23 protein-coding genes are annotated in these 23,084 nt (G+C 52.6%); 1 reads left to right on the top strand and 22 read right to left on the bottom strand.

Features of this window, described 5'->3' with window-relative positions:
- Window positions 1-144: 144 nt before the first annotated feature.
- From ACYVC2_RS18740 to ACYVC2_RS18635, 22 genes are all read right to left on the bottom strand, one after another.
- Window positions 145-360, bottom strand: coding sequence for a class I lanthipeptide (locus ACYVC2_RS18740; protein ID WP_461104506.1), 216 nt, complete (start codon window positions 358-360; stop codon window positions 145-147).
- Window positions 361-420: 60 nt separating this feature from the next.
- Window positions 421-645 carry a class I lanthipeptide gene (locus tag ACYVC2_RS18735; protein WP_461104504.1) on the bottom strand — a complete coding sequence of 75 codons (225 nt, stop codon included), beginning with the start codon at window positions 643-645 and terminating at the stop codon, window positions 421-423.
- Window positions 646-670: 25 nt separating this feature from the next.
- Window positions 671-880, bottom strand: a complete 210-nt coding sequence (locus ACYVC2_RS18730) for a class I lanthipeptide (RefSeq protein ID WP_461104502.1) — start codon at window positions 878-880, stop codon at window positions 671-673.
- A 172-nt stretch (window positions 881-1,052) separates the two neighbouring features.
- A complete protein-coding gene (locus tag ACYVC2_RS18725) occupies window positions 1,053-2,057 on the bottom strand; it encodes a hypothetical protein (protein WP_461104500.1) in 1,005 nt (334 codons plus the stop codon).
- A 24-nt stretch (window positions 2,058-2,081) separates the two neighbouring features.
- Entirely contained in the window at window positions 2,082-4,271 is a 2,190-nt protein-coding gene (locus tag ACYVC2_RS18720) for a peptidase domain-containing ABC transporter (protein WP_461104498.1), read from the bottom strand.
- A gap of 2 nt (window positions 4,272-4,273) precedes the next feature.
- Window positions 4,274-5,203 (bottom strand): LLM class flavin-dependent oxidoreductase, encoded by a 930-nt coding sequence (locus tag ACYVC2_RS18715; RefSeq protein ID WP_461104496.1) that lies wholly within the window; start codon window positions 5,201-5,203, stop codon window positions 4,274-4,276.
- Window positions 5,204-5,263: 60 nt separating this feature from the next.
- Window positions 5,264-6,496: a lanthionine synthetase C family protein gene (locus ACYVC2_RS18710; protein WP_461104494.1), complete on the bottom strand. Its 1,233-nt coding sequence runs from the start codon at window positions 6,494-6,496 to the stop codon at window positions 5,264-5,266.
- Window positions 6,493-7,677 carry a lanthionine synthetase LanC family protein gene (locus tag ACYVC2_RS18705; protein ID WP_461104492.1) on the bottom strand — a complete coding sequence of 395 codons (1,185 nt, stop codon included), beginning with the start codon at window positions 7,675-7,677 and terminating at the stop codon, window positions 6,493-6,495. Before ACYVC2_RS18705 ends, ACYVC2_RS18710 begins: the two co-directional genes overlap by 4 nt.
- Window positions 7,678-7,694: 17 nt before the next feature.
- Window positions 7,695-10,136, bottom strand: a complete 2,442-nt coding sequence (locus ACYVC2_RS18700) for a TonB-dependent receptor (protein ID WP_461104490.1) — start codon at window positions 10,134-10,136, stop codon at window positions 7,695-7,697.
- 117 nt (window positions 10,137-10,253) lie between these two features.
- Window positions 10,254-10,463: a hypothetical protein gene (locus ACYVC2_RS18695; RefSeq protein ID WP_461104488.1), complete on the bottom strand. Its 210-nt coding sequence runs from the start codon at window positions 10,461-10,463 to the stop codon at window positions 10,254-10,256.
- Window positions 10,464-10,698: 235 nt separating this feature from the next.
- Window positions 10,699-11,415: a hypothetical protein gene (locus tag ACYVC2_RS18690; protein WP_461104486.1), complete on the bottom strand. Its 717-nt coding sequence runs from the start codon at window positions 11,413-11,415 to the stop codon at window positions 10,699-10,701.
- 6 nt (window positions 11,416-11,421) lie between these two features.
- Window positions 11,422-13,710, bottom strand: a complete 2,289-nt coding sequence (locus ACYVC2_RS18685; protein ID WP_461104484.1) for a peptidase domain-containing ABC transporter — start codon at window positions 13,708-13,710, stop codon at window positions 11,422-11,424.
- 51 nt (window positions 13,711-13,761) lie between these two features.
- The gene (locus ACYVC2_RS18680) at window positions 13,762-14,946 is read right to left on the bottom strand and encodes a radical SAM protein (RefSeq protein ID WP_461104482.1); all 1,185 of its coding nucleotides are present in this window, start codon (window positions 14,944-14,946) and stop codon (window positions 13,762-13,764) included.
- Between the two features lie 21 nt (window positions 14,947-14,967).
- A complete protein-coding gene (locus tag ACYVC2_RS18675) occupies window positions 14,968-15,135 on the bottom strand; it encodes a hypothetical protein (RefSeq protein WP_461104480.1) in 168 nt (55 codons plus the stop codon).
- Window positions 15,136-15,157: 22 nt separating this feature from the next.
- Window positions 15,158-15,355 carry a hypothetical protein gene (locus ACYVC2_RS18670; RefSeq protein ID WP_461104478.1) on the bottom strand — a complete coding sequence of 66 codons (198 nt, stop codon included), beginning with the start codon at window positions 15,353-15,355 and terminating at the stop codon, window positions 15,158-15,160.
- Between the two features lie 229 nt (window positions 15,356-15,584).
- Window positions 15,585-15,728 (bottom strand): hypothetical protein, encoded by a 144-nt coding sequence (locus ACYVC2_RS18665; protein ID WP_461104476.1) that lies wholly within the window; start codon window positions 15,726-15,728, stop codon window positions 15,585-15,587.
- 144 nt (window positions 15,729-15,872) lie between these two features.
- Entirely contained in the window at window positions 15,873-16,631 is a 759-nt protein-coding gene (locus ACYVC2_RS18660) for a LytR/AlgR family response regulator transcription factor (protein WP_461104474.1), read from the bottom strand.
- Window positions 16,570-17,739, bottom strand: a complete 1,170-nt coding sequence (locus ACYVC2_RS18655) for a sensor histidine kinase (protein WP_461104472.1) — start codon at window positions 17,737-17,739, stop codon at window positions 16,570-16,572. The genes ACYVC2_RS18660 and ACYVC2_RS18655 overlap by 62 nt, the downstream gene beginning before the upstream one ends.
- 340 nt (window positions 17,740-18,079) lie before the next feature.
- Complete coding sequence (locus ACYVC2_RS18650; RefSeq protein ID WP_461104470.1) at window positions 18,080-19,078, bottom strand: c-type cytochrome; 999 nt, start codon at window positions 19,076-19,078, stop codon at window positions 18,080-18,082.
- Between the two features lie 167 nt (window positions 19,079-19,245).
- The gene (locus ACYVC2_RS18645; RefSeq protein ID WP_461104468.1) at window positions 19,246-19,833 is read right to left on the bottom strand and encodes a carboxymuconolactone decarboxylase family protein; all 588 of its coding nucleotides are present in this window, start codon (window positions 19,831-19,833) and stop codon (window positions 19,246-19,248) included.
- A 96-nt stretch (window positions 19,834-19,929) separates the two neighbouring features.
- On the bottom strand, window positions 19,930-20,484 hold the full coding sequence (locus ACYVC2_RS18640) for a peroxiredoxin (protein WP_461104466.1): 555 nt from the start codon (window positions 20,482-20,484) through the stop codon (window positions 19,930-19,932).
- A gap of 295 nt (window positions 20,485-20,779) precedes the next feature.
- A complete protein-coding gene (locus ACYVC2_RS18635) occupies window positions 20,780-21,862 on the bottom strand; it encodes a hypothetical protein (protein ID WP_461104464.1) in 1,083 nt (360 codons plus the stop codon).
- 205 nt (window positions 21,863-22,067) lie between these two features.
- Between ACYVC2_RS18635 and ACYVC2_RS18630 the strand changes: the two genes are divergently transcribed.
- Window positions 22,068-23,012: an OmpA family protein gene (locus tag ACYVC2_RS18630; RefSeq protein ID WP_461104462.1), complete on the top strand. Its 945-nt coding sequence runs from the start codon at window positions 22,068-22,070 to the stop codon at window positions 23,010-23,012.
- Window positions 23,013-23,084: the final 72 nt, after the last annotated feature.

Genomic DNA, 23,084 nt, shown 5'->3' with positions numbered 1-23,084 from the left:
ATGCTTATTAGTTAAAGTGACATGCTGTTTTTCTGCTCAGATCAATGGCTCACTCGCTAAGCCGTGCCGGTTGGTGCGGCTTACTTTTTTTAGCTGTGGCAGATCAGGAACCGGCCCGGTCTGCCACAGCCATTTATCGAAACACTACGCTTTCGTGTTGCAGGAGTTATTACAGCATGAATTCACGTCGATGGTAGCCAGTTCTTCCTGACCGTCTGGTTCGCCTTCGGCCGCAACGGCTCCGCCATTACAGGAGAGTGAGCCACCGCCGGCCAGTGCTTTGAGCTGGTTTTCGTCGAGTTTCGAGATGGTTTCTTTGTCGAGCGCTAATTTGTTACCGAGGTTAATTTTCTTTTTCATGGGGCTTATTAGTTAAATGTGAAACAGGAAAAACGGATGATTTTCTAATGAATTCGCTGGTTAGCAGGCTGGCTGGCCGGGGCCGTTGCAGGAGGAGTTACAGCACGATTCGAGACCTTGTCTTGCATCGTCGTCCTGATTCTCTGCGGCTTCCTGAGCGGCTTTGCAGGAGAACGTACCGGCGGCCGCACCACCAATCACACCCTGGAGTTGCTGTTCGTCCAGTTGAGCGATCGTTTGCTTATCGAGGATCAGCCGGTTGCCAAGATTGATTTTCTTTTTCATGACACGCTTGGAGAGGAGTTAAAGATCAGCCGTTGCAGGATCCATTGCAGCACGAATGCACATCGATGGTGCCCAGTACTTCCTGACCGTCTGGTTCGCCTTCGGCCGCAACGGCTCCGCCATTACAGGAGAATGATCCGCCACCAGCCAGGCCTTTCAGTTGATTTTCGTCGAGCTTCGAGACGGTTTCTTTGTCGAGTGCTAACTTGTTGCCGAGGTTAATTTTCTTTTTCATGGGGCTTATTAGTTAAATGTGAAACAGATATTAATGAAAGTAAAGGAATTGCAAGATTGTAATTAGCGGATTTTGAATAAGAGGTCTTATTTGTGCTATCTCCTGACTTGCTGAACAAAGTACGTTTACGTTCAGACGTATTCGTAATAATTTGGACTAGCTGCTTTAGTCGTTAGACCAATTCGTGATTCGGAGCGACCAATGCGATATTGTAGTAGTCGTCGATGAACTGTCGTACGATCTTTTCATAAGCAGGTTTCTGAACAAGCTGAGCCACACGGGCGGCATCCATCAGCAACGCCATTTTCAGAAAATCGTACCGGAGTGGCTGATCGCGCAGAAACTGGGCCGTAGCCCGAATGTAGGGAGCAGCCGTCTCGGCCCCATACAGCAACTGCTTCGTTGTCAGCCAGTCGAGGGCGGTGGCATAAATAGGGCTAACTTCCGTCACCTGCCGCAACGTTTCGACCAATTTGGTCGAGCGATTGGTAAGGACCGTATCGAACCGGGGCGAACGCAGTCCGTCGTAGACGAAATCGAAAAACGTAAACTCAAAGCAGATGGGCACCCGCTGGACCGTATCGTAGCGTTCCAGGCAGGCCGCTCCCCAGTCGCCCGTCGCATAAGGCCGTTGCGTAGGATCGAGCAGATATCGCAGGATGGCCAGCATCTGATCGGCGGCCGCTTCGTATTCCCCCTGGAATAACAGCGCCCGGCTTTTGTTGTGAAGGGTATGGATTTTATGCCCGTGAAAGGCGTAGTAGACTCCCTGCAACTCGTCGTCCAGCACCAGCGTTCGGGCAATACAGGCTTCGGCCGCTGTGGGATTGCGGCTTCGGTGATGAAAATAAGCGATCTCCGAATGGTAGGTTACCTCGACCAGGGCGCGGGCTTCGCCCGATAACGCAGGTATATACGTTTCAACTTCGTCGAAGAGTTGTCTGGCCATTGCCAGGTCACCTTTTTTACTCCGGGCCAGCGCCTTATTACACAGATCAATGGCCCTACGAACCACCCGATATTGATCAGGATTCAGTCGGTTTCGGGCTACGTCGGTCACGGTCCCCAGGACATCGGGTTCAAACCGGGCAGGCGGCTGCTGACCTACCGCGATTTTCATGGAGCGCAACGCATCGACTAAGTCGGTCCAGGACGACTTACGGTTCGAAATAGCCATGATCGAAATAGATTGGAGAAAAGGTTAGTTGCCGAGCTCAAGCTGGTTTCGCACGAGCTCGTAGTAATAAGCCCGGTTATCGACCAGTTGGTCGTGGGTACCCTGTTCGACAATTTCGCCCCGGTGCAGCACCACAATCTGGTCGGCGTTCCGTACGGTACTCAGGCGGTGCGCCACCACAACGACGGTACGGCCCCGAAAGAACTGCTCCAGATTGCCCATGATCACTTTCTCATTGTTGGCATCCAGCGCGCTGGTCGCTTCGTCGAAGAATATATATTCAGGTTGTTTGTAAACGGCTCTGGCAATCAGAATACGCTGTTTTTGTCCCTGGCTGATGCCATTTCCTTCGGCACCAATCTTGACATTGTAGCCCAGCGGTGCCTCTTCGATAAACTGCTGGATGTTCGCCACCTTCACGGCGTGGGCCAGCCGGTGCAGATCGATGCTTTCGTCGCCGATGGCGATGTTGCGGGCAATCGTGTCGGAGAAGATAAAGCCTTCCTGCATCACCACGCCACATTTTCGGCGCCAGTACTGATGGCTGATCGAACTGAAGTGCTGCTCGCCCACCCGAATTTCGCCCCCATCGGGGTCATACATCCGCAACAGTAGCTTAAGAATCGTCGTTTTTCCGCTGCCGCTCGTTCCTACGATGGCCGTGGTCCGCCCCTGTGGAATGGTCAGGTCGATGTTTTTCAGCACAGGTTGATTGCCCGCACCGGGGTAGGCGAAGGAGACCTTGCGCAGTACGATATCCTGGTGCTCGGGCAGGTAATGCAGCAGCGGCTTTCCGTCGGGTTCTTCGTCGGGCACCATATGAATGTCGTTCAGACGGTCCAGACTCAGTTTGGCATCCTGCGTAACCTGCATCAGTTGAATCAGTTGTTCGATGGGCGAATTCAACTGACCGATAATGTACTGAATCGCCAGCATTTCGCCCAGGGTCAGCTGCCCCTGCAACACAGCTTTGGCAGCCAGGAAAATAACGACGATATTTTTTCCCTGGTTGATAAAAAACGCGCCAACCTGCTGATTCTGGTTCAGGGCCAGGCTCTGCGTGCTGAGTTTAAAGAACCGGGCCTGCACCCGCTCCCATTCCCAGATTTTCTGGGTGCCGCAGTCGTTCAGTTTGATTTCATGAATCCCTCCGACGAGCTGAATGATGTTGTTCTGATTCTGCGAAGCGATCTGAAACCGCCTGTAATCCAGCTTCTTACGTTGCCGAAGAAAAATAACGACCCAGGCCGCATAGAGCCCACTACCGACAATAAATACCGCAAAAATAGGCAGACTATAAGCCAGCAAGACGCCCCCAAAAACAATCAGGTTGACGAGCGAGAACAGTACGTTGAGAGTTGTGTTGGTCAGAAAGGCTTCGATTCGGTTATGATCGCTCATGCGCTGCATGATATCGCCCGTCATTTTTGTGTCGAAAAAAGACAGTGGCAACCGAATCAGTTTCACCAGAAAATCCGACAGAATAGCGAGTCGTATTCGGGTACTGATGTGCAGCAGAATCCAGCCCCGGATAAAGTCGAGGGAGGTTTGCCCGAGCGCCAGCATCAGCTGTCCGCCCAGTACCAGGTAAATAAAGTTCAGGTTGTGGGTGTTAATACCAACATCGACGATCGACTTGGTCAGAAACGGAAAGATCAACTGCAGCAAACTACCGACGATCAGACCGAATAACAGCTGAATCAGCAGTCGTTTGTAGGTCAGCAGGTAGCTATACAGCTTTTGCAGCCCCAGCTTCGATTCAGTTTCGCCATCCTGTTCATAAAAGCGGGGCGTAGGTTCCAGCAGCAGCACCACCCCCTGCCCTATGCCGTCTTTCTGCGTGCTGGCCCAGTGTCGTTCAAACTCGTTCTGCTGGTAGGTCAGGAGTGACTTACCCGGATCGGCGACGAAAATTCTGTTTTTTTTGATCTTATGAACCACCACAAAATGGTTCTGATCCCAGTGAGCGATGCAGGGCAGCGGCAGATCTTCGCTAGACAATTTATCGAGCGTCAAAACGGCCCCCATGGTTCGGAATCCGATGCTTTCGGCGGCTTTACTAATGCCCAGTAATGACACACCATCGCGGCTGTATTTCGTAAAATTACGTAACGTGTTCAGGGTATACGTTTTACCGTAGTGGCGCGAAATCATTCGGAGGCAGGTCGGCCCGCAATCCATCGCATCCAGTTGCCGATAGTGTGGAAATTGCATAACTAGTTGACGCTTAGGTTGAAAACATCACTGATGAGCTCGATACCAACCATTCGATCTTTGGGTTGCATAGCGGCACTCATGAAAATAACCTCATCGATCTGGTAGCGTTCCTGCAGGGCCATCACCTCATCATGAAACTTGGCCGGGCTTCCGAACAGATCGCCTTTACCGACTTCTTTCCGGTCGTTGAGTTGCGTCAGGATGCGTTTGGCGCGTTGCGAAGTCTGGTGGCAGCAACCCGCCACCGCCAGGGTAATCTGCGGATACTTACCATGCTGCTGGTAATAGTCTTCGCGAAAAGCCTGCAGTTTCTCGGTCTCATAAGTCGAATCGGAGCCCTGATGAAAAATAGAACGGGCGAAATTGGTGCGAAGCTGCAACGCCCGGTCCAGAGTATGGTACGATACGCCCAGGGTCCAGAGGTCCGGGATTTTTCCTTTAAAGGGCGGAATTACGACCCCTTTGCCATTCTGATACAGGTCGTCTTCATGCTGCAGGTAATGAACCAGTTCCCGCATTTTCGTTTCGAACAGCGAACGAAGCACCTGATTGCTCTGCCCGATAGAGTACTGCGCCACGGTTTCACCGACAATACCATTGGCCAGGCCCAGATCGATGCGTCCTGGAAACAGATTTGCCAGCAGTTTAAAGGTGGTGGCTACGTGGTATGGGGTATGAATGCTGATCAGTACGCCCGCTACACCGATTTTGATGCGGTTGGTCATACCAGCCAGAATCGGTACCAGCGGCTGCGGATCGGACCAGGGGGCCCGGGTGCGGGGCACGTGGTGTTCGGCCAGCCAGAACCGGCTGAACCCGAGTCGATCGGCGTGCTGGGTATACTCAATCAGGTCCTCGATCACCCGCAGGCTGTTCAGTCGTCCGTGGCGAAGGCCAAAATCAATAAGGCCAATTTTCAACTTTTTCATCTCGATTCAGCCGTTTAGTTAGTAAGAGATTTCGTAAATAGTTGATGGAAATCAGGTTCGTCAGCAAAGCAGGAAAATCCGGTCCCAGACGTAGTTCTCTTCCCCCACCGCCGACAGCAGCACCAGCGAAGAGCCCACAAACCCCTCCAGCAATTCGCCGGCATGGTTCGTGTAAGCCGCATCGGTCAGCTCTTTTTCCAGGTACTGAACCGTTTTGCCGAGCCAGAACTGATAGGCGTCGGCATAGGCCTGATGGCCAGTCTGGTCGTAGAAGCGCTTGTAGTACTGCGCAATTCCCGCCGATCCGTGACAGAGGTGGCTGTCTTTGATGATGGTTTCATGGGGGTCGTGTCGCTGGATAACCCCTTCGCCAACTTCATCGGCCAGCCGAACCCAGTCGGGTCGGCCAAGAATTGCACCGGCCTGGTAGAACAACAGCATTTCGTTGAGATCGCCGTAACACCAGCCCAGCCGGGCATTGTATTCCTTGCTGTTTTCGGGCGAATCCCAGGGTTTGGTTTCGTCGATGGTGAGCGGAAACTGCGAGAATCGGTTCTGAGCCGGGTCGGGCTTTGTCCGATAGCTTAGAATATACTGAATTCCGTCCGAAACGATCCGCTCGATGACCGGACGCGCCACGCCCTGCTGGTATACGCGCAACAGAACCAGCAAAATACCACAGAGGCCGTGGGCCAGGCCGAAGTTGATATTGTCGGACTCGTTCAGACGGGCAATGTGCGTATTAGGAAAGCGCAGCCCCCGTTCGTCCCGAATCGCCAGTGAGTCCAGCACGGTTACCATCTCTTCCAGATAAACCCTGACGGCCGGGTTACCAAGGCGTCGGGACAGGTACAGCATGGCACCGGGCGCTCCGTGCAGATAATCGGTATTTCCGTTGCTGAGATCGGGCAGGGCAGCCTGGTAAATAATCTCGTCGAACTCCGTCAGTTGCTCATCGAAATCGATATCGATAATTCCTTCTTCGATCAGCAGCGACATGGCATAGCCAAAACCCGACAGGCCATACGAAAATGGGTATCTAAGCAGATAAGGCGCGGTTTTATCCTGAATATGCTGGACCACCTCCTCCAGAATGGCCACCCCACGTTCACCAAAAAGTTCGTCCTGGTAGTACCGGAACAGGTAAAAATAATACACCATGCGCCCGATCCGCCCCGACAGCAGGGTATCGTTTTTAGGCGCCGACGACTCGATCTGGTAGCGTAGCTGCGCCAGTTTTCGCTCAATTGCCGCTTTATCAACAACCATAGAAGTACGCTCAAATGCAATCATAACAGCCAGATTAATTCGTCGAAAGAGTAATTGTCGCGTTGGGTGTATTTCATCAGCGCAGCCCCGATTCCCGCAATTCCTTCCATAAAGGCAATATTGGTGTGCGGAAAATGCTGGTTGAACACGCCCCGGTAGCCCGCCGTCGGATTGTCGTGAACGGCAAAACCCGGAATACGCTCGTACCAATACCGGGCCGCTTCATCGAACACGAGTTGGCCAGTCAGTTCGTAGGCTTTATCGAACAGCAGGGCCGTTCCGGCCGCACCGTACAGAATGCCGGCGTCCTGAATCCCGCTCCGGTCGGGTGTCCGCCGGCTCGCTGCGATCGAAAAGATGGTCAGAGCTTCGCCGTAGATTTCCGAGTCGTTCAGCACCCGAGCGGCCCGCAGCAGGCTGTAGGCAACGCCCATATCGCCGTAGCACAATCCTAACCGGGAGCGTTGCGGTTGCTCGCCGACAATGTCGGGGTAACAGGCCCCAACGATCCGATAATCCTGCCGATGCGTGAGCAGGTATCCTATGCTGCGCCGGAGTACATCGGTGGCCGTACTTACCAGGATACCCGCTTCGATTACGCAGGTCAGGAAGAGTATGATAGCTGCCGAGCCATGCGACAGCCCCAGGTATACCCGATCGTCGCCAAACAGTTTCGACGGCCAGAACAGATTTCCATCCGGATCTAGCTTCGCGCTGCTATTCAGTTCCATCACGGTGCGCGCCAGATGGCTGCGCACCGCCCGGTTAGTAGCCAGGCGTCTGAGGAAATAAAAGCTGGGGGCCAGGGCCCCGGTAAAGGGGTCGAAATCCCGGCGTTCGAAGGCGGTGATCAGCGTATCGGCCAGCAGCGCATCGGGTCCGTTCAGGAGCAGGTTAGTATCGAACTCGATCAGGTTATTGGCCCGGGCATACTCCAGAAAAATTCCGAACTCGGCCAGCTCTTTGGCGTAATTATGGCCCTTATACGGCTGCGTTACCCGCTCAATGGCATCCATCAGCAGCGCCTGCGCCCGCTCACCCGCGGCCTCGTCATCGGCAAAGTCGGCATAATAGAGCCAGAAAAGCACTTGCCCCAGTAACCCATTGGCATATCCGAAAGATGTCAGGCGGCTGGTCGGCAGGGCCAGGCTCCGGGCAATCCGGTGAACAGCCGTCGTCACGTCGGTTTCGAGAAACGTTTCCATACAGCAGGCAGGTCGTTTTAGTGATTGATCCGGTTCTGTTCTGCCTGGCTACCGACGTTTCGCTGCCGTAGCTTGAGCCCTTTCGTGCCGAACTTGTAGGTGAGCGTGGCCCGAACCAGGCGCGTATCGCGGTACGAGAGGTCGCTCACGTTCTGGTTAGCAGCCAGGGTCCGGGTTCCGTAGCGACGGGTCCAGAAAATATCGTTGGCGTTGATTTTCAGGCTGGCCTTGTTGTTCCACAGGCTTTTCTGAAGCCCCAGGTTCATGTTGAAGGTACTGATCTGGGTGGCGGTGGCGTATCGGAACGGGCCCTGGTAATTGATCGACATGTCGGCCTTGTAGCCCTTGGCCAGCGTGAACGTGTGGACCGAACTGGCGTAGTATCCCCACGAAACTACATTCAGCCCATTGCCCAGAAAATTGGCGTCTTTCACGTTTCCGTAGGTGCCGTATGCGTTGTTCGAGCTTTCCCACCACTTCGCCAGCCGAACCGGGAAGTTGACGTTCAGGCCAAACCCGCTGGCTACGCCCAGGTTGGTGATGAAGTGCCGGGTGATTTTCGTATCCTGAAACTGCTCGAAGGTTTCGAAGAAAGCGTCTTTCTGATAACTGTAATCGAGGGTGGTAGAAATGCTGTTGTTAAACGTATGCGACAGGGTGAATACATACGCTTTGGCCGGATTCAGGTACGGATTGCCCTGAAAATAGGTGTACTGATTCGTGTACAGAATAAACGGATTCAGGTTACTGTAGCTGGGCCGGTCGATCTCCCGCCGGAAACCAACCGATAGCTGATGTTTCTCGCCGAAAGCCCGCTCCACAAACAGGTTCGGAAACAGGTTGGTGTAATTCCGGTGAATCAGGGTATTCGTAGCGATCGAGTTGATATCGGCCCTGGTTTGCTCGGCCCGCAAACCGCCCTGAATCTGCCATTTGTCGATGGTCTTGCGTAGGGTCACGTAGCCCGCGTTGATGTTCTCGTTGTACACAAAGTTGTCGGTTCGGCTGGGGTCGTTTTGCCAGGGGCCGCCGTCGGTGAGCTGGACATTGAAGCGGACGTCGTTGTTGGTGGTTACGAAGGCCGACTTGGCCCCGATTTCCATGGTAAGGCCGCTGCGGAACGGCATCGTGTAATCAACTTTGTAGGTCGTAAACCGGGTCGTATAGGTCGGCAGGTTCTGCAACCCATCCCGATACCGGCTAAAATCGGGGTTCATGTACCGCAAATGCCCAACGTAATAGGAGTTACTGGCGAAGTAATCGTGGCCGTAGTCGACGTTCACTTCGATGCTTCGCCCGTTCGTGTCGAGGGTTCCCTTGTAATTAAAATTGTAAGCGACGAAGTTTTGCCGACTGGTCCGGTTCCCTGTCGTCGTCAGTGTCGAGTCGGTAACTGCGGGTACGTGGCTGAAATTCGTCGTTGAAAACTGATCCGTATTGTTTCGGTACAGATTCCCGTCGGCGCTGATGCCCACCACGTGTTTGTCGGACAGGTAATAATCCAGGCCCAGCTTACCCGTATGGCTCAGACTCTGCGCCGTCGACTCCGAATTGGTCAGCAACTGACTAGGTCCCTGCTGATTCTGGAACTGGCTGCGTTCTTCGTTCTGCCGCCAGCTACGGTTGTTGCCGTAGCTGTAGTTACCAAAGACGTTCAGTTTTCCGGCCTTGTAGTTGAAATTCCCTCCACCGGTATATTTGGTATAGATGCTCTGGGTCAGCCCCAGGTTCAGGCTCCCGTTGAAACCCGGTTTGGTGTTCTTTTTGGTTTTGATATTGATGATAGCCCCCGCAAACGAATCGTACTTGGCCGACGGTTGCGTAATGAGCTCGATGGTGGCGATATTATCGGATTTCAGACTTTTAAGGAGGGCTCCCAGGCTTTCGCCCGATACCTGCACCTGCTTTCCGTCGATCATGACCATCGTCGCTTTCCCCTGCATCGACACCTTGCCGTTATCAGAAACCAATACCCCCGGCGACCGTTCGAGGACTTCCAGCGCCGAATTGCCGGAGCTCACTACGCTATTTTCAACGTTGACGACAAAGCCATCCGATTTCTTTTCGACAAACGGTTTGGTACCGACAACTTTGACTTCGGTCAGTTGTTTGGCTTCAGCCAGGAGACGAATAACCCCGACATTGGATTCGGCTTCGCTGCCAATGACCAGTTCAGGACCGGTGTATTTCTGAAAACCGACAAAGCTGACGGTCAGCCGGTAGGTTCCGGCCTCGACGTTATCGATGCTGAAGCGGCCGTCGGCGTCGGTAACGCTCCCTTTTACGAGCGCTGAATCGGCGGCCTGCACCAGCGCTACGGTAGCGAAGGGAACGGCTCCAGCCGCTGTATTTTGCTCCTGCACCGTACCGACCAACCGGGTTTTAGTTTGCGCCAGCGCAGGTATACAGGCTGCACTCAGCATGCCGATAACGAGCAAAAGTATATAGGCCTTTTTCATATCAGTAGATAGTTTTATCGATCATTTCGCCACGTTCATTGTCCGGTTTCTATCTCAAAGCAAGTGTGCTCTACCTGGGCAACCAACTTATTTCGACCAGTTGGTACGACGTTTCGACTAATGTCGGTTTTCCGGATGCGAGTAGTTGGTCAGGTTCGTCCGGGTAGCCGTCAGGTCGGCAGGCAAATCGAAAGCGGCTGCCGCCGGGTCAGCCGGGCGACCGCCCAGAATGGTGTCCATCGCTTCGGTCGGCAGCCGGGCAAACCCGTCTTCGTCGAGGAAGGACCGCTTTTTGTTGTTACCAAAAATTCGTTTGAGAATATCCATAACTGCGCTTCGTTTACAGGTTCGGCTATTATTTGGATATAAAAAAAGCGTTGAGCCAGCCCAACGCCTACTTTTTTCGACCGATGGAGCGGGGTTTTCGACTAAGTTGCGATCAGCCCCGACGAGTTTTTAAGTGTAGTTACTCCTTTCCTCTACCGACCGGATCAGGTTGTTTTCAACGGATGGCGAGCGAGTGGGGCTCACGCAAAAGCGGGGGTATGCTGCTCCCTGGGAGTCAGTGCAGGCCAATAATTCGTTGCAGCAGTTTTTTCTCGTCGAGCATGATCTCGGCGGTTCCGCGCAGTTCGGGCTGCAGGGGCAGTTTTTTGGCCAGCGTCGTTGTCAAGCCGTTGCTCAACCGCACATTGACCCGATAATGCTGATCGAACGAAACCGGGATAAACGACGTAATAAACCCTTCCAGGAAGCCAAATTCGTCCGTGGGATATTCGTCGAGCCGGATAAGCACCCGCTGGCCGGCTTTCACTTTACCCGAGCCCTGGATAGGCAGTCGAATCTGAACCTCACAACCCGACACGGCCTGCGGCATCACCAGAATGGTCGATAATTTTATTTCTTTTTTGCTGCCCCGCAGTATATGCACGACTCCCTTCAGCGGGCTTCGGTAGGCCAGCTGGCTTCGGCTGCTTATATTTTCTTCCAGTAAGACCGTATCGCCGGCCTGCACCCGTTGCCCGTTTCGGACCGTACAGTGATAGTCGACGTTGACGTCCGATTTATACCAGCTGATTTTGAACGGCTGTACCGTAGCGCTGATGGTGACCGGCGCCGAAATCGTATCCGGGAACCGAATCAGATACGAGCACAGCAGCAGAATCAGAAAGACGACGAACATGGCGGTAATGCCCCAGCGCACGATCCAGTGCGGCACGTACCCGATGATTTCCTGAATCTCATCGCTCAACACGGTATGGGACGATTGCTGTGGCATGATAGATCAGGCTTCGGCCAGTTCGAGTTGATTTTTCACCAGTTCGTAATAATACCCTTTCTTCATGACCAGCTCCAGGTGCGTGCCCTGCTCCCGAATCATGCCGTTGTCGAGCACGATGATCTGATCGGCTTTGCGTACCGTACTGAGTCGATGCGCGATCACCAGAACCGTCCGGTTCTCGAAAAACTGCTCCAGATTGGCCATGATCACCCGCTCATTGTTCGCGTCCAGCGCACTGGTCGCTTCGTCGAAAAACAGGTATTTTGGGTCTTTGTAAACCGCCCGGGCGACGAAAATGCGCTGGCGCTGTCCGCCACTCAACCCGGCTCCGGTATTCCCGATTTTTGTCATAAAGCCGAGTGGCAATCGCTTCACAAATTCATGGATCGAAGCCACCGTAGCGGCTTCAACCAGTTTCAGCTCGTCGATGCGTTCGCCGTCGATGGCAATGTTGCGGGCAATCGAGTCGGAGAAAATATACCCATCCTGCATGACCGAACCGCAGTTGTTGCGCCACATTTTGGCGGATATGTCGTTCAGGTCGTTGCCATCCACCAGAATTTCGCCCGCTGTGGGTGGGTAAAACTTCAGCAACAGTTTCAACAGCGTCGTTTTTCCGCTGCCGCTACTGCCCACAATGGCCGTCACTTTCCCTTCCGGAATGTGCAGGCTGATGTCTTTCAGCACGTAGGCCGAGTGCGGGCCACCATAGCGAAACGAGACATTGTTCAGCACGATACCAGCTTCCGTTTCCCAGGTTCTGGCGTAGGAGCTGACGGGCGTGGGGCCAGTTTCGTGCGGTCGGCGGATAGACAGTTTGCCCATCGTCAGTTCTTCATTCAACTCTTCATCAGGTCGGTTATGAATTTCACTGAGCCGTTCCAGGCTGATTTTGGCATCCTGAACACTGCGCATAAACTGCAGAATCTGGCTAAGTGGCCCGTTCATCTGCCCAACGATATACGAAATGCTCAGCATCATCCCAAGGGTCATTTCGTTGTGAATGACGGCTGTTGCGGCCATGTAGGAAATAAGGATGTTTTTGAGCTGGGTAAAAAACGTAGAACCGATTTCCTGGTACTGTTCCAGCACCAGCCCCCGGATATTGATCTTGAACAACTTGGCCTGAATCCGCTCCCATTCCCAGCGCTTGGCCCGTTCGCAGTTGTTCAGTTTGATTTCCTGCATGCCCGTTATAAGCTCATAGAGGCTGTTCTGGTTATCGCGCAGGCGCTGAAAACGCCTGTAATCCAACTCTTTGCGGTGTTTCAGAAACAACAAAACCCAAACGACAGACAGCGTGCTGCCCACCAGAAAAACCACGAGCAGGTTTAGGTCGTAGAGCGTGAACACGACGGAGAAAATCACCAGATTGACCAGCGAGAAGAGCGTGTTCAGGGTAGAGCCGGTCAGAAACGATTCGATCCGGTGATGGTCGTTGATCCGCTGCGAGATGTCGCCGATGTTCTTGGTATCGAAAAAGCTGATGGGCAACCGCATTAGCTTGATCAGAAAATGCGAAATGATGGTCACGCTGATGCGCGTGTTGATGTGTAGCAGAATCCAGTTTCGGATGATATCGATAACGGTACTTCCGACGAACAACAGCAACTGCGACAACAGAATCAGGTGCACAAACCCGAGGTTATGCCGGTGAATGCCGTAGTCGACCAGCCCCTGCGTCAGAAACGGAAACAGCATGGCCAGCAAACTGCTGAAGAGCATACCCAGCATGATCTGCACCAGGTAGCGACGATAGGGCGCCAGGTATTTAAGCAAAAACCGAAACCCCTGCGTGGGGGTCGTTTCGGTTTCCTGATGCTCGTAAAAATGCGGAGTCGGTTCCAGTAATAACGCTACGCCTTTCTGATCGGCCGACGAGATCCAGCACTTGCGGAACGTTTCGCGATCGACGCGGATCAGGGCATGGCCGGGGTCGGCTACCAGAAACTCCGTTCGGGCGTTCACGAAGGGTAAAAAACTCAGAAACGATTCGCCGGCTTCGTAAAGTACTACAAAATGTTCCTGATTCCAGTGCAGAATACAGGGCAGTGGAGCCTCGTGCAGGACCTGATCGTAGGTCAGCTTCACCATCAGGGTCTTGAAGCCAATTTTTTCGGCCGCTTCGCTGATTCCCAACATGCTGACCCCCTGCCGGGTAATGTAGGCATTGGCCCGCAAGAAATCCATGGAATAGTCCTTACCGTAATGAGCGGCTACCATTTTGAGGCAGGTCGGCCCACAGTCCATGTAATCTAACTGCCGGTAGTATTTATAGGCGCGTGCTCTCATGGCGTAAGCGGTAAAATCCTCATTTTCTGAATTCGTGTGGCTGATAGACGTCTATTCATCGGTCAGTGCCAACAGGGCATCGGCGTAGGAAAGCGGCTCCAGGTCGGCCTCCTGGCAAAGCTCGGCCGGCAAAAACGCGCAGACCTTATTCTGGATGTGCGTAATCAGCCGAAGCAAATCCCGGCAGTAGACCGACGGATTATCGAATCCATTGATCTGGCTATACCGGTGGGCCAGAAACCCTCCTCCGCATACCGCCACGATCGGGCATTTCTGACAGGTCGAACTTAACTGCTGATGACTGTTTCGATGCAGCGCCATAAGTTCATGACTAAGCGCATCGACCAGGTCGTGAGTACAGACATTGGCATCGGTCTTGGTAAAGTTCGGACCGCAGATTTTCAGCATGTCCGATGGTTCGATACCACCGTCGGTTTCGACGACGATAAATTCGTTCGGGCCCATCCCCCACCGCTCCGACGTCACGTCATGCCCCACGATGAGCGCAATCAACTGGTCGAACAGGCGAATGCGGGGTCGATTCGGAGCGCCGAACCAGCCATCGAAAATCCGGATCAGCCAGTCGGCGTAGGGCGTTTCGCGGCCTGGCCACCCGCGGGGTGGCCGATCGAAGGTGGCGTCGGGAAGCAGAAAATCCAGCACCTCTACGCCAACGGACCGAAAGTAGTTATACACCACCATCGGGTCGGTAGTTGGGTCGACAACGGTCAGCACACCGGGCTGATTCATCAGGTCCTTCGATCCGAGGGCGCACCGTAGCCCCTGCTCAGCCGCCAGAAACGAACTTCGTCCGCGGTGATCGAGCCGATAGCGATCATTGACCGACGCTGGGCCGTCGAGACTAATCCCGACGCGAATGCCCAGCTGACCCAACTGTCGGCACCAGTCCTCATCCAGCAATACCGCATTCGTCTGCAAAAAAAACCGGGGTTCGACCCGCGGCTGCAGAACGGCGCTGGCTTCCTGTACGAACTGCTCGAAAAACCGTTTGCCCGCCAGCAGCGGCTCGCCCCCATGAAAGATGAAATCAAAGGTGCTCAGCCCATACCGGACGCTGTGGCTCAGCACCCGATGCAACAGGGCATCGCGCACCGCAGCCCGCATGCGCCGGGGCTGGCGTCGGTACGAGTCATCGCCCAGGTTGTACATATAACAATACGTACAATTCAGGTTGCACTGGCTCGCAACTTTCAGGATAGCGCCTTTGATTAGCAAGGGGATTGAGCCGTTTTAGGTTTATTTTTTCGGAGTGCCGTCTTTATCGGGACCACCACCATACTCGGTCCAGTTGCCACCCCGGATGTCGTCGCCGTTGACTTTCTGGTCTTCCTGATCGAATTGCTCCAGTGCTTTTTTGGTTGCCCGTTTGTGCTTCGGGGAAATCGAAAATTGTTTCTTGTTCATGGTATGAGCCTGGTTAAAAATTTCACATAAAATCGAGTAAGATCGACGGGGTCCGGAGCGCCGACTTTTCGTGGGTGTCATACACGGGCATGTACTCTTTGTCGCCCCCCCGAATTTTCTGCGCTTCCTGCTCACCAATGACGTCGCTGAATACATCGGTCGACATTTCCAGCGTCCGCGTGCTGAAACGACGTTTCCAGAAGGTAAATACTTTTTTCATGTGTCCCGCTGCAGAATGGTTTCGGGAAAGGTAGGGGGCAGCTGACGCAGCCGAAATTTTTTTCGACCAAGCGACTCGTTTATTCGACTAAATAGGCCCTGGCTCCGACTCATCTGGTTACGCACACGGCCGTCTGACAGGCCCCCAGAACAAACAAAAACTCGGGCTGAAGCCGGTTCCTCACCAGTCGTTCAACCCGAGTTCGATGTCTGTTACGAAGTAGAGCGCTCTATAGCGTGCTGATGACGATCGTACCGGTAATCACCGTTCCGGTCCGCTGCTTATCAGCGGTGAACAGGCCCGCTTTGCTGTCTAACACGCTGATCGTTTCTTTTTTTAACTGAAGGCCAGGGAGTAAAGATGCGTTTTTCATGATTAGAGGAGATTAAGAAGTTTGGTTAACGATTATCGAATCAAATATGCGCTTCGAACTATCTATACGAAAATTATTTCGACCAAATGCCGCTTTTATTAGATAGATGCTACCAAAAATGGGTAAGTAGTTAACAGAGAAGCCTCAATCCCGCGTAATGTCTTTGATGGAATCCCGGTAGCTGATCCCGATCGGAATTTCTTTTTTGTTGACGGTTTCGATGGTGTTTCCGTTAACCGCCCGAATGGCCGAGCGCCGAACAATGTACGAGCGGTTGACCCGGATGAAATCGTTTTCGGGCAACAGCTGTTCCATTCGGCTCATGGTAATGTGGGTAACGACCAGTTTATCAGACAGATAAATTTTCACATAGTCTTTCATCCCCTCCACGTACAGAATATCATCGGTGTTCACGTTGACCATTTTTTTATCTTCCTTCACCCACAGAAATTTGTTGCCCCGACCCGATTTGTCGTCTTTGACGCTCGCAGCTGGCTCGGTCGGCGCGGGGGGCGGACTTGGGGGTGCACTCGCATTGCCGAGTCGATCGCGCACCCGATTGATGGCTTTGAGAAAACGGTCGAACGGAATAGGTTTCAGCAGATAATCCGTTACATCGTATTCGAAACCATCCAGGGCATAGCCCGGATACGCGGTGGTCATGATCACCTGCGGGCGGGCAGCCGTAAATGACTTGAGCAGTTCGATACCCGTCATTTCCGGCATATTGATATCCAGAAAGATAATATCAGGCCGCTGGTTATGGATGGCCGCAACCGCTTCGATGGCGTTACTGGACTCTCCCAATAAGGATAAGGTCGGTACGCGGGCCACAAATTTTTTAAGCAATTCCCGAGCCAGCGGTTCGTCGTCGATGATCAGGCAGGTTAGTTCGCGTTCCATCCAGTAAAATAGTTAAGTCAACTGTATACGTCGACTGGGTCTCCTGGATACGCAATTGGTGGGTATCCGGATAAAGCAGTTCCAGCCGTCGTTGTGTATTCGTCAGACCAATACCACCCACTTTTGGCAACGAGCTCGTACGAGTCTGTGGCCGAACGGGGGGCTTACTGTTCCGTATCAGAAAATGCAGCGAATTTCCTTTTATCTGTAAATCGATGGTTACCCACGACTCCCGGATGGTGGCATTCAGGCCGTGCTTGAACGCATTCTCGACAAACGTAACGAGTACCAGGGGCGGAATCAGTAAGTCGCCGATTTCACCGTCGATCTGCAGCAGAATCGATGCATTCGTGCCGTGCCGAATTTTTTCTAAATCTACATAATCTTTTAAAAACTCGACTTCCTGCTGCAGGGTAACATACGACGTGCCGGCTTCGTACAGAACGTACCGCATCAGACTGGATAGCTTCAGCAAAATGGTAGCAGCCTGCTCGTCTTTGTCGACAATTAGGGCATACACATTATTGATCGCGTTGAAGAAGAAGTGAGGGTTGACCTGTGAGCGCAGGAAGTTGAGTTCCAGCACCAGGTTATCCCGCTCCAGCTGGGTAGTCTGATTGCGGGTGACCAGTACATCCTTCATAAATTTAATGCTGATCGGAATGACCGCATTGAGCATAAACGACCAGTTCAGGACGAAAACCGTTTGGTTGAACAACCCCCCGACCAGACCGATATTTCGGTAGATGCCGGCCACCCGATGAATTCCAGGCGATGCGTCGAGCCAGTCATCGGTTCCGACAAACACGAAATAATTGCAGAAGGAATTGATGATATAAACGAAAAGAATGTTCAGAACCAGCACCAGCCAGCGCTTCTGGTACAGCAGCGGAAGCACCCACCCCGCCATCCAGTAATAAATAATGATCATCGTTAGCAGGTTGCCCACGGCCAGCCATAACACCACGCCGTTTACCTGAGGGCTCCGCGAAAACCATTCGTACTGGCCGAGCAGAAATACAAATAAAACGGCCCACATGGTCAGGTGAGCGACAAGCCGCCACCACCCATTGGGGTAAAACGTATCTTTAACAAACAGTTGCCGCATGAATTCCTGAGCCGATTCGTAAAGGCGCTTAGTCGGACGTCGTCGGTTCGCTTCTATCCATAACCTGAAGGCGGGCATTAGCAAACAATGACCCGTTGGCCGGCCGCTCATGGCAAGATAACAAAAAGCCCGCTTCTTGTTTAGAGAAAGCGGGCTTTACATTACGGCAGATACAGTACTGAAGATTGTAAGGGGCAATTACTTGCGAATTATATACACGTTTTATAATAGATATTGTCTACGTACATAGAAAAATTCCCTACACATCGATGCCAGCCTGAATTTGCCACACAGTTATAAAACGGTCCGACTACCAGAATGTTTTGGAAAAACTCAACTTTTAACGGGTCGCCACCAGGCTGGCTTTGGGCGTAAACCGCTCTACCTTGTTCGGAACAGGCTTGAGCGTGCGCAGGTAATCGTAAATAGCGCCCAGATCTGGCTCGCTCATGCCCGCATACATCAGCCAGGGCATAATGGTATTGAATTCGCCGTCGCGAAGGGTTGGCTGTTTTTCAAGCTGGCCGTCGTGCGCTTTGAACCGACTGATAAAAGCGGCCTTGGTCCAGGTACCGATTCCCGACGCATCCGAAGTAAGATTCATCGAGCGGACCATACCGGTTGGCATCGGAAACTCACGCCCACCGGCCATCTCCATACCTGGTAGTGGTTTTCCCTGCCCATCGACGGGCGTATGGCAATCGGCGCAGGATGCAAACGTGGTCAGGTATTTGCCGTAGGCGATCCGGTCGGTGGTGTCGGCCCGCTTACCCGGTTCAATTTTAGCCGGAATCGTATTGACAATAAAGTTCATCGGAAAAGCCGGCTCAGGGTCGGGAATCGCATTCGGAATGGGCCGCAAACTCCGCAGATAAGCAATAATGTCTTTGATGTCTTCGGGGTCCATCTGCGCATAGCTCCGGTACGGCATTACCGGAAAGAGTGCCCGCCCGTCGCGACTGACGCCCGTGGTAATGGCCCGGTAGATTTCACCGTCCGTCCAGTTGCCAATCCCCGCAGCAGTAATATTTCGTGAATAGAAGGTTCCCGGAAAGCCCTGCTCGGGTGAGAACCGTTCTCCACCTTTTCCTTCCGTACCGAGTACCATCGGTGCCATGAGTTTGGTAAAATCGCGGGTAGAATGGCAGTCGATGCAGACGGCGACGTGGTGAGCCAGGTATTTACCGTGTTCGATCTGAGCCGCTGTGGCCTGAATTTTCAGGTCAGGAGCCGGCCCGACATTCGGCAGCGCCAGCTTGATGTAAGCCAAGCCAATGCCAATCAGCAGTACAAACGTACCGACAATGCCTATTGCCAGGTTACGAGTTCGTTTTTTCATGGTTAAGGGTATCAAAAGAGGTTCATTACAAAGAAAGCCAATCCTGAACGCCAACCTAAAAAAATGTGTAAACGGCTACTTTCTAGACAGATACGACGAACCGCCCGACGCCTTAAGGCCAGTTGGCGATAAGAATCCGGGCGGTTCGGTAAACACTATGATCGAATTTATAACACGGTGATCAGGCCTTTGATGACCGAGCCCAGGCGGATGGCGTCGAAAACACGCGCTTCGCTGGCCCCGTGTTTCAGGACGCTTTCTTCGTGCGACCGAACACAGAGTTCGCAGCCGTTTACGGCCGAAACCACCAGGCTCATCAACTCAAAAAATTCCTTACCCAACGCCGGATTCATCATGATGCTCATGCGAATACCGGGTTGCGTTTGCTGGTAATAGTCCTTGCCGACAAAATGCCGGAAGCGGTAGAACACGTTGTTGGTACTGAGCAGCGACGTACAGGCGATGGTTTCCGAAATTTCGACCTCAGACGTACTTTCCTGTTTGGCAGCCGCCGTCAGCGAGTCGATGAGCGGCTGGTATTTTTCGTTTACCGCCACGGCCAGAGCCAGTAACAACGCTTCTTTCTTCGACAGGGTCTGGCTGCTGTTCAGCACGTTCCCCACGTTGATTTTCAGGTCGCGCAGGTACCGATGCTCGGTTTGAGCCAGCGAATCCAGCACCGGATGTTGGCCCTCCGCACTGAGCCCCACCAGGCCTAGCAGCGACGTTACAGTTTCGTTTTGTGTGGTCGTCATGAGAGTAATATTGAATGCGTGATTGATAGAATGAGTGAATGAATCGAAGTCGTGTCTATTATTCACTCATTCTATCTTTCACTCACTCAAAATTGGCTAGGCCGTCAGCGTAGCTTCGCCTTTTACCCAGTTGCAGGGGCACAGTTCGTCGGTTTGCAGCGCGTCCAGTACGCGAATCACTTCGTTTACGTTCCGGCCTACCGACAGGTCGTTTACGTTGACCCAACGAACGATTCCCTGCGGATCGACGATGTACGTTACGCGGTAAGCGACTTTCTCGTTGGCTTCCAGGATCCCCAGTTCTTCAGCCAGTGACTTTGAGGTATCGGCCAGCATCGGAAATTTCAGCCCACGCAGATCGTCGTGGTTTTTGCGCCAGGCCAGGTGAACGAATTCGCTGTCGGTCGAAGCACCGATCATCATCGTATCGCGGTCCTGGAAATCGTCAAATCTTTTGTTGAACTCAGCAATTTCCGTTGGGCAGACGAAGGTAAAATCCTTTGGCCACCAGAACATCACCAGCCACTGACCGGCATTTTTATGGTCGTCGGACGAAATTTCGTAGAACTCTTTGTCTTTTTCGAGCGAAACGACGGCCAGTTTTTTGAACTCCGGGAATTCTGAACCTACAGAAACGATATGATTTTTCATGGAATTTATAGAGATTGTATTCTTAACTGCTTCTTAACCGAGTGCAATTTACGAACACTCTACACAGCAGTAATATGATTTTTATCAATCGCTCTATAGACAAAACTTATGGCTTTTTAACCAAAAAACTGACATTCAGCAGAATGTACTTCAAAGCGGCTACTGGTCTCCAAAATTGTTTCAAAAAGAATAATACTATTTACCAGAAAGGTGCAAACTATCATTTTATCTATAAACATAAATCCCGACCAGCCTCGTTGCTGGTCGGGATTTACCCCTCAATCACGTTTTTAACTCAGGCGGCCATTTGCAGGTAAGGCTCCTGGTCGGCTTCGGGCGTTTGCAACATCGGTAGAATCACCGTGTTCATTCGCTCCCGAACAAAGCTCTCCTGCAAATACGAAGGTAGTTTGGCCACTAACTGACGATAAGCCTGGATGCCAAGCGCCTTGGCGATATACGCTTCGTGAACCGAGTTCACGTGCGCCACAATATCGACCAGGCTCTGGTGGAAAAGCTTGACATCGATTTCGGAATCGACAAAGCGCTCGATTTCGCGATTCGTCGATGAAATTCGTAGCCGGCTCAGCATATCGAAATACGTTGTGTAGCCGATCTGCTTAGCCAGTTGTTTATACTGTTCCACACTGAATTTCTGTAAGATCTCACCTGTTTTTGGGCTGCGTAAGGCTGTTTTCGGATTGGTCTGAATGGCATTGCGCAGCGCCCGCACCCGCTGATCGCGGGTTGTTTTCAGGAACTGGGCCAGTTCAGCCTGCACCGATCCCTCCCGCGAAGGCAGCAGCAGGTCGGTCTTGGTGGCGGCCGTAAATCGACGGGCCATGGGCAGCCGCTGAATCCGGTAGTTGTTGATCGGACCCAGCGCATAATAGCCGATAGAAGCCGGATAATAGCCCCGGACAACCATGTTGCCAATCCGTTTACGGATCAATTCTTCATTGCTGACATTGACGCCCTGCACCGCCAGAAAAGCCCGCGCGCTAAACAACGCACTGTAATAAGCCTGTGGGAAGGTCCAGTGCAGCGAGCTTTGCAGGTATTGTTCGTCGTTTACAACAGGCGTAATCCGAAGGGCATACTCGGCGCTCCAGCTATTCAACAATAACTTCTCCAGCCCCTTACGACCTTCGTCCGTTACGCGTCCGTAGAACTGCTGAAAGATTGGAAACTTAGCCAGATCAAAGAGATCATTCTGAAACCGGATGTGGTAATCCATCGCAAAAAAATGGTTCAGAAACACCTGCGCCGGAATAGATTTCCGCCAGTTGTCATCCATTGGTGCGTTACCCGTCGAAGCGGGGGTAACTGGCGCCTGGGCGTTCGGGGAATGCATCGTCACGTTGGTTATCTGTGTCATACAATAGTAACGAAAAAGTAGGTTTCAGCGTTCATTTTCACCCAAATATTTCATATAGATAATCCATTATAAGTCAGCAGTTTATGAGCCATTTTTAGCTACCCGAAACGCCCCTATACGTGTGTCATTTTAGCGCATTTGGTTACCTCTATTTTTGCGCATTTCGACGTACTTTTGGGCAGCTTTTCTCCGTTGCATTTATAGAATGAAGCGAACTTACTCGATCTTTTTTATCAGCTCTCTCCTCATCAATTGTCTGTTGTTTTCGACCAGCTGGGGGCAAACGGTTCTCAAACCTGTTCTGGCTACCGACCCGGTCACGCTGGCCTTTGAAGGTGTCATTACCGATGCCGCCACGCACCAGCCCATAGCGAATGCGACCATCGCTGTAAAAAATTCGGCTGGTGCGGTCAGTACTCAGCAACGGGTGGGTACTGATGGTGCGTTTAAGCTAACGCTACGATCAAGAGACGCCTTTCAGGTACTGGTTACGGCGACTGGCTACGAAACCCTGGATAAACAATACGCACCGACCTCCAGGTATACCGACCGGATCTCCAACCACATGATTGTGCTATATCGTGTCGGAACCAAACCACCCGATGACCGCCCGCTGGCAACCAATGCGGCCGCGCCCGTTCACGCCAATACTTCGACGGTGAGCCCGGCTCCGGTGTCGACGCCCCCCGTTTCGGAGCAACCAGCAACCAGTAATGCCGCTACGGCCACACAGGCGCGTGTTACGCCCCCAAAAACTCTGGATGCTAAGATTACTTACGTGCCGCCACTGGTAGTGGCTCCTACGGGCAAAACAACCCAGCTCAAAGCCATCCAGTTTGTTCAGAGCAAGGCCGAGCTGCTGCCCGATGCCATGCCCGCACTGGAACAGTTGCTGATGTTCATGCAAAGCAAGCCCACCGCCGAAATCGAACTGTCGGGGCATACAGACAATCAGGGTGATTTCGATGAGAACATCCGGCTCTCCAAGCAGCGTGTCGACCTGGTGAAGGCATATCTAGTGCAGAATGGAATTGCGGCCAACCGCATCACCACCCGTGGCTACGGTCCTACCCGACCCATTGCCAGCAACAATTCGGAAACGACCCGGCAACTAAACCGCAGAGTGGAAATGATTGTGCTGAAACAGTAACTTATTCAGTTAATTATTCAACAATATATAGACAGCCTGAGTTAAAAAAGTGGAACCAGCCGCCATAAACAC

Source organism: Spirosoma koreense, assembly GCF_054777875.1.
Note: the sequence above shows the minus strand (reverse complement) of the source record. Positions and strands in the feature narration are given on the sequence as shown.